At 65.0% G+C, this 14219-nt stretch carries 9 protein-coding genes and 4 pseudogenes; 8 read left to right on the top strand and 5 right to left on the bottom strand.

Annotation, left to right across the window (positions count from 1 at the left end):
- Positions 1–115: 115 nt before the first annotated feature.
- Positions 116–2992 carry a valine--tRNA ligase gene (locus AB3L03_RS00145; protein ID WP_085349819.1) on the top strand — a complete coding sequence of 959 codons (2877 nt, stop codon included), beginning with the start codon at positions 116–118 and terminating at the stop codon, positions 2990–2992.
- A gap of 2 nt (positions 2993–2994) precedes the next feature.
- Here AB3L03_RS00145 and AB3L03_RS00140 read toward each other — a convergent pair whose 3' ends face one another.
- On the bottom strand, positions 2995–3597 hold the full coding sequence (locus tag AB3L03_RS00140) for a DNA-3-methyladenine glycosylase (RefSeq protein WP_085349818.1): 603 nt from the start codon (positions 3595–3597) through the stop codon (positions 2995–2997).
- Between the two features lie 130 nt (positions 3598–3727).
- Here AB3L03_RS00140 and lipA point away from each other — a divergent pair, with 130 nt between their 5' ends.
- Positions 3728–4684 carry a lipoyl synthase gene (gene lipA, locus AB3L03_RS00135; RefSeq protein WP_018457819.1) on the top strand — a complete coding sequence of 319 codons (957 nt, stop codon included), beginning with the start codon at positions 3728–3730 and terminating at the stop codon, positions 4682–4684.
- Between the two features lie 6 nt (positions 4685–4690).
- Positions 4691–5160 (top strand): annotated as a pseudogene (locus tag AB3L03_RS00130) (type II toxin-antitoxin system RatA family toxin).
- Between the two features lie 141 nt (positions 5161–5301).
- Here the strand turns inward: AB3L03_RS00130 and AB3L03_RS00125 are convergent.
- A pseudogene (locus tag AB3L03_RS00125) lies at positions 5302–5406 on the bottom strand (cytochrome c4); the annotation flags it as partial.
- Here AB3L03_RS00125 and AB3L03_RS00120 point away from each other — a divergent pair.
- The gene (locus tag AB3L03_RS00120) at positions 5390–5743 is read left to right on the top strand and encodes a mechanosensitive ion channel domain-containing protein (RefSeq protein WP_368508045.1); all 354 of its coding nucleotides are present in this window, start codon (positions 5390–5392) and stop codon (positions 5741–5743) included. The pseudogene AB3L03_RS00125 and the gene AB3L03_RS00120 overlap by 17 nt on opposite strands.
- Here AB3L03_RS00120 and AB3L03_RS00115 read toward each other — a convergent pair.
- Together AB3L03_RS00115 and AB3L03_RS00110 are read right to left on the bottom strand one after the other, a co-directional pair.
- Positions 5643–6242, bottom strand: a complete 600-nt coding sequence (locus AB3L03_RS00115; RefSeq protein ID WP_368508044.1) for a CinA family protein — start codon at positions 6240–6242, stop codon at positions 5643–5645. The genes AB3L03_RS00120 and AB3L03_RS00115 overlap by 101 nt on opposite strands.
- A gap of 3 nt (positions 6243–6245) precedes the next feature.
- Positions 6246–7427: a bifunctional 2-C-methyl-D-erythritol 4-phosphate cytidylyltransferase/2-C-methyl-D-erythritol 2,4-cyclodiphosphate synthase gene (locus tag AB3L03_RS00110; protein WP_368508043.1), complete on the bottom strand. Its 1182-nt coding sequence runs from the start codon at positions 7425–7427 to the stop codon at positions 6246–6248.
- A 281-nt stretch (positions 7428–7708) separates the two neighbouring features.
- Here AB3L03_RS00110 and dusB point away from each other — a divergent pair, with 281 nt between their 5' ends.
- The 3 genes and pseudogenes from dusB (at position 7709) to ntrC (ending at position 11333) form a co-directional block, all read left to right on the top strand.
- On the top strand, positions 7709–8710 hold the full coding sequence (gene dusB, locus AB3L03_RS00105; protein WP_018457824.1) for a tRNA dihydrouridine synthase DusB: 1002 nt from the start codon (positions 7709–7711) through the stop codon (positions 8708–8710).
- Positions 8707–9881 (top strand): annotated as a pseudogene (locus tag AB3L03_RS00100) (nitrogen regulation protein NR(II)). Before dusB ends, AB3L03_RS00100 begins: the two are co-directional and overlap by 4 nt.
- 9 nt (positions 9882–9890) lie before the next feature.
- Positions 9891–11333 carry a nitrogen regulation protein NR(I) gene (gene ntrC / locus AB3L03_RS00095; RefSeq protein ID WP_007610301.1) on the top strand — a complete coding sequence of 481 codons (1443 nt, stop codon included), beginning with the start codon at positions 9891–9893 and terminating at the stop codon, positions 11331–11333.
- Between the two features lie 165 nt (positions 11334–11498).
- On the opposite strand, the gene AB3L03_RS00090 is transcribed toward ntrC, so the two are convergent.
- Positions 11499–11645: a hypothetical protein gene (locus tag AB3L03_RS00090; RefSeq protein WP_368508035.1), complete on the bottom strand. Its 147-nt coding sequence runs from the start codon at positions 11643–11645 to the stop codon at positions 11499–11501.
- Positions 11646–11819: 174 nt separating this feature from the next.
- Between AB3L03_RS00090 and AB3L03_RS00085 the strand changes: the two are divergent.
- Positions 11820–14212: pseudogene (locus AB3L03_RS00085) on the top strand (ATP-binding protein).
- Positions 14213–14219 lie beyond the last annotated feature (7 nt).

The following is a 14219-nucleotide window of genomic DNA, read 5'->3' as shown; positions in this document are numbered from 1 at the left end:
CCTGCTTGTGGGTCATATTCTGTCTCCCGACCGGACCGGAAAGCCCTGTTGCCGCCTGGCTTTCCTTTGACCTTTCCGTTGACTTGGACCCCGTGCGCGGCTTTCTAACAGCGCCATGATCGAGAAAAATTACCAGCCCGCCGATATCGAAGCCCGCATGTCCGTCGTGTGGGAGGACAGCCTTGCCTTCAAGGCCGGCCGCCCAGACCGCCGCGACGCTGTGCCCTTTACCATCGTGATCCCGCCGCCGAACGTGACGGGCTCGCTGCACATGGGCCACGCCCTCAACAACACGCTCCAGGACATCCTGTGCCGGTTCGAGCGCATGCGCGGTCGCGACGTGCTGTGGCAGCCCGGCACCGACCATGCCGGCATCGCCACCCAGATGGTGGTGGAGCGGCAGCTGATGGAGCGCCAGCAGCCCAGCCGTCGCGAGATGGGCCGCGAGAAGTTTCTGGAGCGGGTCTGGCAGTGGAAGGCCGAGAGCGGCGACACCATCATCAACCAACTCAAGCGGCTCGGCGCCTCCTGCGACTGGTCGCGCGAACGCTTCACCATGGACGAGGGCCTGTCCAAGGCCGTGGTCAAGGTGTTCGTCGAGCTGCACCGCGACGGCCTGATCTACAAGGACAAGCGGCTGGTGAACTGGGACACCAAGCTGCTCACCGCGATCTCCGATCTCGAAGTGCAGCAGACCGAGGTCAAGGGTAGCCTATGGTACCTGCGCTATCCGATCGAGGGCAAGATCTTCAGCCCCGAGGATCCCTCGAGCTTCATCGTCGTTGCCACCACGCGCCCGGAGACCATGCTCGGCGATACCGGGGTGGCCGTGCATCCCGACGACGAGCGCTATCAGAAGCTGGTCGGCAAGAACGTGATCCTGCCGCTGGTCGGCCGCAAGATCCAGATCGTCGCCGACGATTATTCCGATCCGGAGAAGGGCTCGGGCGCGGTCAAGGTGACGCCGGCGCACGACTTCAACGATTTCGAGGTCGGCAATCGCCACGGCCTCGCCCGAATCAGCGTCATCGACAAGGAAGGTTGCCTCGATCTCCTCGACAACGAGGATTATCTGCGCGACCTGCCGGAAGGTGCCTCGCAGTTCGCCGAGGAGTTCAACAAGCTCGATCGCTTTGCAGCGCGCAAGCGCATCGTCGAGCGACTGGAATCGTTCGGTTTCGTCGAGCGGATCGAACCTCACACCCACATGGTGCCGCATGGCGACCGCTCCGGCACGGTGATCGAGCCCTATCTGACCGACCAATGGTATGTCGACGCCAAGACGCTGGCGAAGCCCGCGATGGCCGCCGTGCGTTCGGGCGAAACCACCTTCGTGCCAAAGAACTGGGAAAAAACCTATTTCGAGTGGATGGAGAACATCCAGCCCTGGTGCATCTCGCGCCAGCTCTGGTGGGGCCACCAGATCCCGGCCTGGTACGGTCCTGATGGCAAGGTGTTCGTCGCCGAGACCGAGGAGGAGGCCGTCAGCCACGCCCTCGGCTATTACGTCGAGCAGGAAGTCATCACGGTCGAGCAGGGCCGCGAGATGGCGCTCGACCGCAACAAGCGGGACGGCTTCATCACGCGCGACGAGGACGTGCTCGACACCTGGTTCTCCTCGGCGCTGTGGCCATTCTCGACCCTCGGCTGGCCCGCAGACGCGCCGGAAGTGCAGCGCTACTACCCGACCAACGCACTGGTGACGGGCTTCGACATCATCTTCTTCTGGGTCGCCCGCATGATGATGATGGGGCTGCACTTCATGAAGGAGGTGCCGTTCTCGACGATCTACATCCACGCCCTCGTCCGCGACGAGAAGGGCGCCAAGATGTCGAAGTCGAAGGGCAACGTCATCGATCCGCTCAGCCTGATCGACCAATATGGTGCGGACGCGCTGCGCTTCACGCTGGCCGCGATGGCCGCGCAGGGGCGCGACATCAAGCTCGCCACCAGCCGCGTCGAGGGCTATCGCAATTTCGCGACCAAGCTCTGGAATGCGTCGCGCTTTGCGGAGATGAACCATTGCGCCGTGCCCGAAGGCTTCGAGCCGGCGAAGGTCAAAGAGACGCTGAACCGCTGGATCGCACATGAGAGTGCGCACACCACGCGCGAGGTGACCGAGGCGATCGAGGCCTATCGCTTCAATGACGCCGCCGGCAGCATCTACCGCTTCGTGTGGAACGTCTATTGCGACTGGTATCTCGAGCTCGCAAAACCCGTGCTACTCGGCCCCGACAGCCCTGCCAAGGCCGAGACCCGCGCCATGGTGGCATGGGCGCGCGACGAGATCCTGAAACTGCTGCACCCCTTCATGCCCTTCATCACCGAGGAGCTGTGGGAGGTGACGGCCAAGCGCGACGGTCTGCTCGCGCTGGCACCGTGGCCGCTGAAGCCGGCCGGGCCGACGCCGGAGCAGCTTGCGATGCTCGCGGCGACGACGGGGCCGACCGACGCGCTCGTCTCGCCGGTTTGGGTGCTGCCGATCTTCGACCATGCCGACTTCACCGATCCCGCGGCCGAGGCCGAGATCGGCTGGGTCATTGACCTTGTCACGCAGATCCGTTCGGTGCGCGCCGAGATGAACATCCCGCCGGCGACCCTCACGGCGCTGGTGCTCGCAGGCGCCTCGGCCGAGACGAAGGAGCGCGCGCCGCGCTGGAGCGACGTCATCAAGCGCATGGCGCGGCTGTCGGACATCTCCTTCGCCGACCGTGCGCCCGACGGCGCGGTCCAGCTCCTGGTGCGCGGCGAGGTGGCCGCGCTGCCGCTGAAGGGCGTGATTGACGTCGTCGCCGAGCGCACGCGTCTGGACAAGGAGATCGGGAAGGCCGACGCCGACATCAAGCGTGCCGAGTCCAAACTGGCCAACGAGAAATTCGTGGCCAACGCGGCCGAGGAGGTCGTCGAGGAGGAGCGCGAGAAGCGCGAGGCCGCGCTCGCCCGCAAGGCCAAGCTGCTCGAGGCGCTGGAGCGGCTCAAGCAGGCGTCGTAAGCTTATTTCGGAAACGGCTTGCTGAGGAATTTCGAGCCCCTGACACCATAGCGCCAGGGCAGCTCGACCGCCTTGGTGATGCCGATCCGGATGCCGGCCGCCACCTCGACGTCCTCCGTCCGCGCATGCAGCGCGATCGGCGGACGGTCGAGCGGCAAGGCATTGTGCGCGATGGTGATGCCGAGCGCTTCGGTCAGCTTGCCCGGGCCCGAGCACAACGTGTGCAAATCCTGGAGATGGCGGCGCCGCCGCATCGCGGCGATTCCGTGGGTCGGCTCCAGCGCGCGGATCAGCACGGCGCTGGCCGAGCCTTCTTCCTCGCAGACGAAGTTCACACACCAGTGGATGCCGTAGGAGCGGTAGACATAGGCAAAGCCGGGCGGGCCGAACATCACCTGGTTCCGCGGCGTCGGGCCATTGTAGGAGTGCGCCGCCGGCTCGGTATGATGATAGGCCTCGACCTCGACGATGATCCCGCCAACGCCGTTGACCAGCATGGTCGCACCGATCAGATCGGGCGCGACCTCGTGGACGCTGCGCGCGAAAAAGGTACGCTTCAGGGCTTTGCCGAGCCGAGGAGTAGAGGTCTTCGAGACTGGAGCCATTCGAGGGGAGAATCGCCAGAGAACAGAGCAGGATATTGCCCATATCTGCCATGTTCCCTGAAGCGGTGCGAGCCGGGTTGCGATGCCCGGCCAGACCGACTAGGTAGGACTTGGTCAGACCGGACACCCCATGGTCGTTATCGTCGATACCATCTCGAACCCGCTGCGCCCACGTCACCCCGAAAAGGTGAACCGGCCCGATTCCGCTTCGCCGCCGAAGCCGGACTGGATCCGCGTACGCGCGCCCAACACCCGCGGCTATGCCGACACGCGCAACATCGTGCGCGCCAACGGCCTGCATACGGTGTGCGAGGAGGCGGGCTGCCCGAATATCGGCGAGTGCTGGGACAAGAAGCACGCGACCTTCATGATCATGGGCGACACCTGCACCCGCGCCTGTGCCTTCTGCAACGTCAAGACCGGCATGCCGAATGCACTTGACGCGGCCGAGCCGCAGAACGTCGGCGAGGCTGTGGCCAAGCTCGGCCTTGCCCATGTCGTCATCACCTCCGTGGACCGCGACGATCTCACTGACGGCGGCGCCGAGCATTTCGCCCAGACCATCCGCGCGATCCGCGCCGCGTGCCCCTCGACCACGATCGAGATCCTGACGCCCGACTTCCTGCGCAAGGAGGGGGCGCTGGAGGTCGTCGTCGCGGCGAAGCCCGACGTGTTCAACCACAATCTCGAGACCGTGCCGTCGTGCTATCTCACGGTGCGGCCGGGCGCGCGCTATTTCCATTCGATCCGGCTGTTGCAGCGGGTCAAGGAGCTCGATCCCACCATCTTCACCAAGTCCGGCATCATGGTCGGCCTCGGCGAGGAGCGCCACGAGGTGCAGCAGGTGATGGACGATCTGCGTTCCGCCGACGTCGATTTCCTGACCATCGGGCAATATCTCCAGCCGACCCGCAAGCATCACGCCGTGATGCGCTACGTGCCGCCGGACGAGTTTTCGTCCTACGAGAAGGTCGCCTACACCAAGGGTTTCCTGATGGTGTCTGCGACCCCGCTCACCCGTTCGTCGCATCATGCCGGCGAGGATTTTGCGAAACTGAAGGCCGCGCGGGCAGCAAGCGCCCGCTGAATCGCCATGCCCAATTTTTCGAGCAAGCGTCGTGTCGATCACAGCGCGTCCGAGATGTTTGATCTGGTCGCTGACGTCGAGCGCTACCCGGAATTCGTGCCGCTGTGCAGTGCGCTGAAGGTCCGTCAGCGCATGGCGAAACCCGACGGCACCGAGGTGCTGGTCGCGGACATGACGGTGTCGTTCAAGCTGGTCAGGAATCCTTCACCAGCCGCGTGACGCTCGACCGCGCCAATTTGAAGATCCTGGTCGAATATCTGCAAGGTCCCTTCAGCAATCTGGAAAACCGTTGGACGTTCGAGCCCAAAGGCGAGAGCGTTTGCGATGTCGGCTTCTTCCTTGCCTACGAGTTCAAGAGCCGCATGCTGGCGCTCCTGATGGGCTCGATGTTCGACGCCGCGTTCGCGCGATTTTCCATCGCCTTCGAGAAGCGGGCGGATGCGATCTACGGACGGCGGAAGCTGGTGTCGTCGTAGTGGTTGCGGACGGGCACGCTCTCTCCTCCTTCATTGCGAAGAGCCCTTGCGACGAAGCAATCCAGAATCCCTCTGCGGAGAGACTCTGGATTGCTTCGCTGCGCTCGCAATGACGATGGGGAAGGCAGGCGTGCCAAAATTTCAATCCACCGCCTTCACGACATCCGGCGGCTGCGAGGCATAATACGCAGCGGCCTGCTCGATCTCCAGCGGCGTCATCGCACGGGCAATGTTGCGCATCTCTCGCCGTTGGTCTGGCATTACAGGCCCACTCTCCAACATCGCCGCCGGCGTCATGCTGCTGCTGTTTCGACCCTTCCACATCGGCAATGACGTCGAGGTCACCTGCATGGCGGGAAAGGTCAAGTCGCTACGGGCTGGTGTGGGGCGCAGCCATCGTCAATCACAGCGCGATCAAGCAGTGCGTGCTCGATCACGTGAGTGCTTAACTCGCGGCTGCGTGAGGGATCTCACCCCCGCGGTCAGCGCGGCGGCCTGCGCTTCACCGCGTGCCGGCGCGGTGATCGTGTCACGCGCGGGCGCAGGCGGGTTACTGCGGCGGCACGTTTCGGCTTGGCCGTAACTTGCGGGCCGCGGGCGAGATCCATCAGCATGCGCAGCGCCTCGACCACGGAGCGCTGACGCACGGCGGTGCGGCCGATGCCGCCAAAGCGATGCTCGCGATGGACGATGCGTCCGTCGCGCGCGGCGGCGGCGAAGTGCACGAGGCCAACCGGCTTGCCAGGCGTTGCACCCCCGGGGCCGGCGATGCCAGTGATGGCGACCGCAAGATCGACGCCGGCACGCTCCAGCGCACCGACCGCCATAGCTGTTGCGGTCTCTTTGCTGACGGCGCCGAAATTGGTGAGCGTGCTTGCCTCGACCCCGAGCATCGCGCGCTTGGCGTCGTTGGAATAGGTGACGAAGCCGCGATCGATGACGTCGGAGGAGCCGGGGATGTCGGTCAGCGCGCCCGCGACGAGACCGCCGGTGCAGGACTCCGCGGTCGCGATCGTCAGCTTGCGCATCCGGCACAAATCGAGCAGCGAGCGGGAGAGTGCGCGTGCGTCGCTGCCGCCCATGGCCTAGACACTCCAGGGCAGGCGGATGGTGGCGCTCGCGGTGGCCGCGATGCCTTCCTCGCGGCCCGTGAAGCCGAGCCGCTCGCTGGTGGTCGCCTTGACCGCGACGCGGGAGATGTCGACGCCGGAAATCTCGGCGATGCGCGCGCGCATGGTCTCGCGCAAAGGGCCGATCTTCGGCCGCTCGCAGATCATGGTCACCTCGAGATTGGCGATGCGGCCGCCGCGCTGGGTGACGCGCTCGATGGCGTATTGCAAAAACTGGTCGGAGGAGGCGCCTTTCCACTTCGCGTCGCTGGGCGGAAAGTGCGATCCGATGTCGCCGTCAGCGAGCGCGCCCAGGATGGCGTCGACCAGCGCATGCAGGCCGACATCGCCGTCGGAATGGGCCATGAAGCCTTTGGTGTGCGGCACGCGCACGCCGCATATCATGAGATGGTCGCCCTCGCCGAAGGCGTGGACGTCGTAGCCCGTGCCGGTCCTGATGTCGCCGAGCAGGCTTGCCAGCCGCGCTTCCTCGCGCACGAAATCCTCGGGAGTGGTGAGCTTCATATTGGCAACATCGCCTTCAAAGGTTGCAACCGTCAATCCCGCCCATTCGGCAATCGCGGCATCGTCGGTGAAATCGCTGCGCCTGTCCTTGGCCGCGCGACGATGCGCTTCGAGGATGACGTCGAAACGAAAGGATTGCGGCGTCTGCGCAATTCGCAACCGCGCCCGGTCCGGCGTGTCCTCGACATTGTCATTCTCGCCGGTGATCTTGATGGTGTCGGTGACGGGAACGACGGGGATCGCCGCGCCGGTGCGGCTGGCCGCATCGATCGCGCGGGTGATCACGCCTTCCGAAACGAAGGGTCGCGCGGCGTCGTGGATCAGGACGATGTCGGGCTTGTGCCTGGCGAGCGCTTCGAGACCGGCGAGCACCGAGGCCTGCCGGGTCGCGCCGCCATTGACCGGCGCCTCGTGGCCGAGCCCTGCGACCGCCGCCGTGAACATGGCGCTGTCGTCCGGGTTCACGACTGGCTGAACTGCGAACACGTCCGCATGACGGCTGAAGGCCTCCATGGCGCGATAGATCACCGGCACGCCGCCGATCTCGCGATATTGCTTGGGGCCACCGGCGCCTGCGCGCAGGCCGCGTCCGGCAGCGACGAGGACGACTGCGGTGCGCTGTGATTTCGCCATAGGACTCAAATACTCATTTGGTGATGAAGAGAGTCGGGGGGTGGGGTGATCGCCGCATGCCTCTAGCACGGCAGGCCCGCAATAAAAGGGGGTTTCCCGGATTGTGGGAAACAGCATTTTGCTGCACTGCACTTGAAAGATTTGCAGAACTGTCTAAACTGTAGGCATGACGCTTGACTGCACAAGAATTGTGCGCAAGATAGGTCATGGCAGGCGCGATGAGGCGCTGCCAACGCAACGAGACCCCTGTGACCGGCTCGGTAGTATCAGGCTCTAAGCCATTGAAGATAGGCGATATTGATGTCGCCACCCCGGTCTTCCTGGCACCGATGTCGGGGGTGACTGACTCGCCCGTCCGCCGGCTTGCCGCGGAGTTGGGGGCCGGTCTGGTGGTGTCCGAAATGACGGCCAGCGACGAACTCGCCAATGGCCATCATATGTCCCGGTTGCGCTGCGAAGCCACGGGGATCGGTCCCCACGTGGTCCAGCTCGCCGGGTGCGAGACGCATTGGATGGCGGAGGGCGCCCGGATCGCTGAAGCCGAAGGCGCCGATATCATCGACATCAACATGGGCTGTCCGGCTCGTCACGTCACCGGCGGCCAGTCCGGTTCCGCCTTGATGCGCGACCTCGACCACGCCGTCAGCCTGATCGAAGCGACGATCGCGGCGGTGAAGGTGCCAGTGACGTTGAAGATGCGGCTCGGCTGGGACGACCGCACCCGCAACGCACCGGAACTGGCGCGGCGCGCACAGGCATCAGGCATCAAGCTCGTCACCGTGCACGGCCGCACCCGCTGCCAGTTCTACAAGGGCGAGGCCGATTGGGATGCGATCCGCGCCGTACGCGAGGCCATCTCCATTCCGCTCGTCGTCAATGGCGACATCACCACTTACGAGAAGGCCCTCGCGGCGTTAAAGGCCTCCGGCGCCGATGCCGTGATGATCGGCCGCGGCGCGCAGGGCCAGCCCTGGCTGCCCGGCCAGATCGGCCGCCGCCTCAAGGGTGGGGCGGTGGAAGCCACGCCGCCGCTCGAGACGCAGCTGCATTATGTGCGCACGCTTTATGAAGGCGTCTGCGCGCTCTACGGCCTGCGCATCGGGCTGCGGCACGCGCGAAAACATCTGGGCTGGGCGCTCGACGTCGCGGCCGATGTGAGCCGTGCGCCGGCCGAGAAGCTGAAATCCTGGCGCCAGAAAATCCTCACCTCGGAGGATCCGCACCTCGTTCACCGGTCACTGCAAGATGCCTTCGACGACTTCGCATGGAGCGCCGCTGCATGAGCTCAGTTGCTGAACATCGTCGGCCGTTTCCGTCCGACAGCGATGCCATCCTGGACGCACTTCCCAATCCCGTGCTGATGATCGGGCCGGACGGCAAAATCGTCGCCGCCAACATCGCAACCGAAGCCTTCTTCGATATCTCGACGCAGTTCTTGAAGCGGCAGTCGCTGAAAGAGCTGGTGCCGTTTGGCAGCCCCTTGCTGGCGCTGATCGACCAGGTGCGTTCGTCGAATGCACCTGTCAACGAGTACAAGGTCGATCTGGGCACGCCGCGCATGGGCGGGGACCGCCAGGTCGATCTGCACGTTGCCCCCGTCACGGAACGGCCCGGCCATATCGTGGTGATGCTCCAGGAGCGCTCCATCGCCGACAAGATGGACCGCCAGCTCACCCATCGCAGCGCCGCGCGCTCGGTGATCGCGCTCGCCGCGATGCTGGCGCACGAGATCAAGAACCCGCTCTCGGGCATCCGCGGCGCGGCGCAGCTCCTGGAGCAGCAGGCCTCCTCGGAAGACCGCATGCTGACGCGGCTGATCTGCGACGAGGCCGACCGCATCGTGACGCTGGTCGACCGCATGGAGGTGTTCGGCGACGAGCGCCCCGTGGTGCGCGGCCCCGTCAACATCCATTCGGTGCTCGATCACGTCAAACGGCTGGCGCAGTCCGGCTTTGCCCGCAACATCCGCTTCGTCGAGGACTACGATCCCTCGCTGCCGCCGGTGCTGGCGAACCAGGACCAGCTCATCCAGGTGTTCCTCAACCTGGTGAAGAACGCCGCCGAAGCGCTGATCGACGTTCCCGACGGTGAAATCCAGCTCACCACCGCGTTTCGCCCCGGCGTCCGCCTGTCAGTCCCCGGTCAAAAATCCCGTGTATCCCTGCCGCTCGAATTCTGCGTGAAGGACAACGGACCAGGCGTGCCGGACGATCTTCTGCCAAACCTGTTCGATCCCTTCGTCACCACTAAACAGACCGGCTCCGGTCTGGGCCTCGCGCTGGTCGCAAAGATTATCGGGGATCACGGGGGCATCATCGAATGCGATCTCAGCCGCGCAAGACAACCTTCCGCGTGCTGATGCCGATGTATTCCACATCGGTGAAACATGCCGATCAAAGCAGTCACGACGGCTCTGCCGGGAAGTCGTCGTCTGCGTCACAGGGGGCGAAATGAGGATTAACGATGCCCGCAGGTAGCATTCTCGTTGCTGATGACGACACCGCCATCCGCACGGTTCTCAATCAGGCACTATCGCGCGCCGGCTACGAAGTGCGGCTGACCGGCAATGCCGCGACGCTGTGGCGCTGGGTCAGCCAGGGGGAGGGCGATCTCGTCATCACCGACGTGGTGATGCCCGACGAGAACGCGTTCGACCTGTTGCCGCGGATCAAGAAGATGCGGCCGAATTTGCCTGTTATCGTCATGAGCGCGCAAAACACCTTCATGACGGCGATCCGGGCCTCCGAGCGCGGCGCCTATGAATATCTGCCGAAGCCCTTCGACCTGAAGGAGCTGATCGCCATCGTCGGCCGCGCGCTGGCCGAGCCGAAGGAGCGGGTCTCGACGCCGAACGAGGACGCCGAGATGGAGGCGATCCCGCTGGTCGGCCGCTCGCCGGCGATGCAGGAAATCTATCGCGTGCTGGCGCGCCTGATGCAGACCGACCTCACCGTGATGATCACGGGCGAGTCCGGTACCGGCAAGGAGCTGGTGGCGCGCGCGTTGCACGATTACGGCAAGCGCCGCAATGGCCCGTTCGTCGCGGTCAACATGGCGGCGATCCCGCGCGACCTGATCGAGTCGGAGCTGTTCGGCCATGAGCGCGGCGCCTTCACCGGCGCCAACACCCGCGCCTCCGGCCGGTTCGAGCAGGCCGAGGGCGGCACGCTGTTCCTGGACGAGATCGGCGACATGCCGATGGAGGCGCAGACCCGTCTGCTGCGCGTGCTTCAGCAGGGCGAATACACCACGGTCGGCGGTCGCACCCCGATCAAGACCGACGTGCGCATCGTCGCGGCCTCCAACAAGGATCTGCGCGTCCTGATCCAGCAAGGCCTGTTCCGCGAGGATCTGTTCTTCCGCCTCAACGTCGTGCCGTTGCGCCTGCCGCCGTTGCGCGAGCGCATCGAGGATCTGCCCGATCTCATCCGTCATTTCTTCGCGCTGGCGGAGAAGGATGGCCTGCCGCCGAAGAAGCTCGACACGCTGGCGCTGGAGCGGATGAAGCAGCACCGCTGGCCGGGCAATGTGCGCGAGCTCGAGAACCTCGCCCGTCGCCTCGCCGCGCTCTATCCGCAGGACGTGATCACGGGCTCCGTCATCGACGGCGAACTGGCGCCACCCACGGTCAGCCCGGGTGCCGCCGTCCAGCATGGCGTCGACAATCTCGGCGGCGCCGTGGAGGCGTATCTCTCTTCGCACTTCCAGGGCTTCCCGAACGGCGTGCCGCCGCCGGGCCTCTATCACCGCATCCTGAAGGAGATCGAGGTGCCACTGCTCACGGCCGCGCTCGCGGCCACCCGCGGCAACCAGATCCGCGCCGCCGATCTGCTCGGCCTCAACCGCAACACTCTGCGGAAGAAGATCCGGGATCTCGATATCCAGGTGTATCGGAGCGGCGGCTAGCCCCCGCAACGGCCGGTGGCTCAGCTCCCCCTACCAAGCGGAGCTGAGCCTGTCCGATCGCGTTGGCCGTCGTGGCTGACGCGGTGAGCAGAAGTCCCGATCGAACTGAAATGTTCCGCAGGAACATTCAAAAGGTGATTTCAGCCGCGGGACGCGGCCTCACACCTATCTGACAAACCGGCCTGAGACCTGTATTGCGCTGGCGACGTTCGCATTGGGCTCCTGCACCCCGAGACCATTGACCAGCAGGTCCGCCGCCACAATCAGCAGCAGCACGGCCGATACCATCATTGCGAGAAAGAACTTGTGCATGCTGGTCAAGCCGCCGGGGCCGGAATCCGTTCCCACTCTCCGGCATGTCGCTGTGGATGCGCGGGTCGGTCGCGGCGGTGACGCCGCGGAATTGTCGCAATTCGGCAACAATGTGGTACGAATACATCAGTAGCCGCCCGCCGCGGCTCCCCGTTTTCAGCACCCATTGCCGGAATGACCAGCGCAGACACCTCGGCCGCATCCTTTGACACGGCCCCAGCAGAAGAGCCCCGGCGTTGGTCGGCGCGACGCTGGCTGGCGCCGTTCGCCGTGGCGCTGGCGCTGCTGTCGGCCTTGCTCACCTTCCTGGTCCTGACCGGCCTCACCAGCATCGAACTGACGCCGCAAGTTGTCCGTTCGTTCTATCTGAGCAACGCAGCCACCATCCTGCTGCTGGTCGGCATCATCATCCGCGAGCTCTGGCAGCTGATCCTGGCGCGACGGCGGGGCAGGGCGGCGGCGCGCCTCCATGTCCAGATCGTCAGCCTGTTCTCGATCGTGGCGGTGCTGCCGGCGGTGCTGGTCGCCGTCGTCGCCAACGTCACCATCGAGCGCGGCCTCGACCGCCTGTTCTCCGGCCCGACCAAGGAGGTGATCCAGAATTCACTGACGATCGCGCGGGCTTACATGCAGGACCATGCGCAGCTGATCCGGGGCGACATTCTCGGCATGGCCAACGACATCGCCCACGCGCGGCCGCTCTACGACCAGGATCGCCGCTCGTTTCGCGAATTGCTGACGTCCAGCGCCGCCTCGCGCAATTTGCCGGGCGCGATGATCATCGACAAGAACACCAACATTCTCGAATCCGCCGACACCGGCATGCGGCTGGCCTATTCGCCGCCGGCACCGGACTTCCTCAGCAACGTCAACAGATCCGAACCCGAGATCGCGGTGCTGCCCGATGCGAGCTTCGTCGCCGCGGTGGTCCGCTTGCGCGCCTTCAGTGACACATTCCTCTACGTCGCACGGCCGCTCGATCCGAATGTCGTCAACCAGCTCAAGCAGACCGAGGTCAGCGTCGCCGAATACGCCCAGATCGAGTCGCGCCGGCTCGGCATCCAGGTCGCGTTCGCGCTGATGTTCGCTGTGATCGCGCTGACCATCCTGATGGCCTCGGTGCTGATCGGCCTCAACTTCGCCAACTCGCTGGTCTCGCCGATCCGACGGCTGATGAACGCGGCCCAGACGGTCTCGACGGGCGATCTCCATGTGAAAGTGCCGGTGCACCAGTCGGAAGGCGACCTCGCCCAGCTGGGTGAGACCTTCAACAAGATGACGGAGGAGTTGCGTAGCCAGCGCGACGAGCTCGTCAACGCCAGCGAGCTCATCGACAGCCGCCGCCGCTTCATCGAGGCGGTGCTGTCGTCCGCCAGCGCCGGCATCATCGGCGTGGATACCTCAGGCAGCGTCGGCATTCTCAACCGTTCCGCCGAAAAGCTGATCGGTCACTCCGAAGCCGAGACGCTCGGCCATCCGCTCTCCGACGTGCTGCCCGAGCTCGAAGAGATGATGAAGACGGCGCGGGAAGGGACCCAGCGCCTGGTGCAGGGGCAGATCACGATCACGCGCGACGGGCAGGAACGCAATCTGTCGGTCCGCGTCAGCGCCGAGAAGACCAGCCAGCCGCACGACAGCTACATCATCACGCTCGACGACATCACCGAACTGGTCTCGGCGCAACGCACCTCGGCCTGGGGCGACGTCGCGCGCCGCATCGCGCATGAGATCAAGAATCCGCTGACCCCGATCCAGCTCTCCGCCGAACGCATTCGCCGCAAATTCGGCAAGGACATCACGGAGGGCAAGGACAAGCAGATCTTCGAACAGTGCACCGACACCATCGTGCGTCAGGTCGACGACATCCGCCGCATGGTCGACGAGTTCTCGCGCTTTGCGCGGATGCCTAAGCCGGTCATGGAGGGTGAGGACGTCGCCGACACAGTGCGGCAGGCGGTGTTCCTGATGAAGGTCGCCCACCCCGAGATCGATATCGAGGCCGAGTTCAAGGAAGACCCGCTGCGCGCCCAGTTCGACCGGCGGCTGATCTCGCAGGCCGTCACCAACATCGTCAAGAACGCCACCGAGGCGATCGAGCAGGTCCCCCTGGAGGAGCTCGGCAAAGGCCGGATCGACGTCGTGGTCTCGCGCGAGGGCGAGGACGTGCTGATCGACGTCGTCGACAACGGCATCGGCCTGCCCAAGGTGGCGCGCTCCCGCCTGCTCGAGCCCTATGTGACGACACGCGCCAAAGGCACCGGCCTTGGGCTCGCGATCGTCGGTCGCGTGCTGGAAGACCATGGCGGGCGCATCGAGCTGAAGGATGCCTCGGACTTCCGCGAGGGCCAGCGCGGCGCCTGGATGCGGATGCGTTTTGCGATCGCCGGCGCTCCCGCGAAAAGCGAGGGGCCGAACCGGCAGCCGCGGCAACGACCAAGCCGGAAAGCGGCGAAACGGCTACGCAATCCCTCAAGGATCCGGAAACAAAAGAGGCGGCCGTCGAAACCAAAGAGCCGGCTGAAAAGACCAATGATTCAACGAAGATCAAAGCCTCAACAGGCAGCTGAGAAAACA

Source organism: Bradyrhizobium lupini, assembly GCF_040939785.1.
Taxonomy (GTDB): Bacteria; Pseudomonadota; Alphaproteobacteria; order Rhizobiales; family Xanthobacteraceae; genus Bradyrhizobium; species Bradyrhizobium canariense_D.
The sequence above is the reverse complement of the archived record's forward strand: the minus strand, read 5'-3'. Positions and strand labels throughout refer to the sequence as shown.

Bases quoted from the DNA above. Each gene is read 5' to 3' on its own strand.
- AB3L03_RS00145 (WP_085349819.1), top strand. From the start codon at position 116: ATGATCGAGAAAAATTACCAGCCCGCCGATATCGAAGCCCGCATGTCC.
- AB3L03_RS00140 (WP_085349818.1), bottom strand. From the start codon at position 3,597: ATGGCTCCAGTCTCGAAGACCTCTACTCCTCGGCTCGGCAAAGCCCTG.
- lipA (WP_018457819.1), top strand. From the start codon at position 3,728: ATGGTCGTTATCGTCGATACCATCTCGAACCCGCTGCGCCCACGTCAC.
- AB3L03_RS00120 (WP_368508045.1), top strand. From the start codon at position 5,390: ATGTTGCGCATCTCTCGCCGTTGGTCTGGCATTACAGGCCCACTCTCC.
- AB3L03_RS00115 (WP_368508044.1), bottom strand. From the start codon at position 6,242: ATGGGCGGCAGCGACGCACGCGCACTCTCCCGCTCGCTGCTCGATTTG.
- AB3L03_RS00110 (WP_368508043.1), bottom strand. From the start codon at position 7,427: ATGGCGAAATCACAGCGCACCGCAGTCGTCCTCGTCGCTGCCGGACGC.
- ntrC (WP_007610301.1), top strand. From the start codon at position 9,891: ATGCCCGCAGGTAGCATTCTCGTTGCTGATGACGACACCGCCATCCGC.
- AB3L03_RS00090 (WP_368508035.1), bottom strand. From the start codon at position 11,645: ATGCACAAGTTCTTTCTCGCAATGATGGTATCGGCCGTGCTGCTGCTG.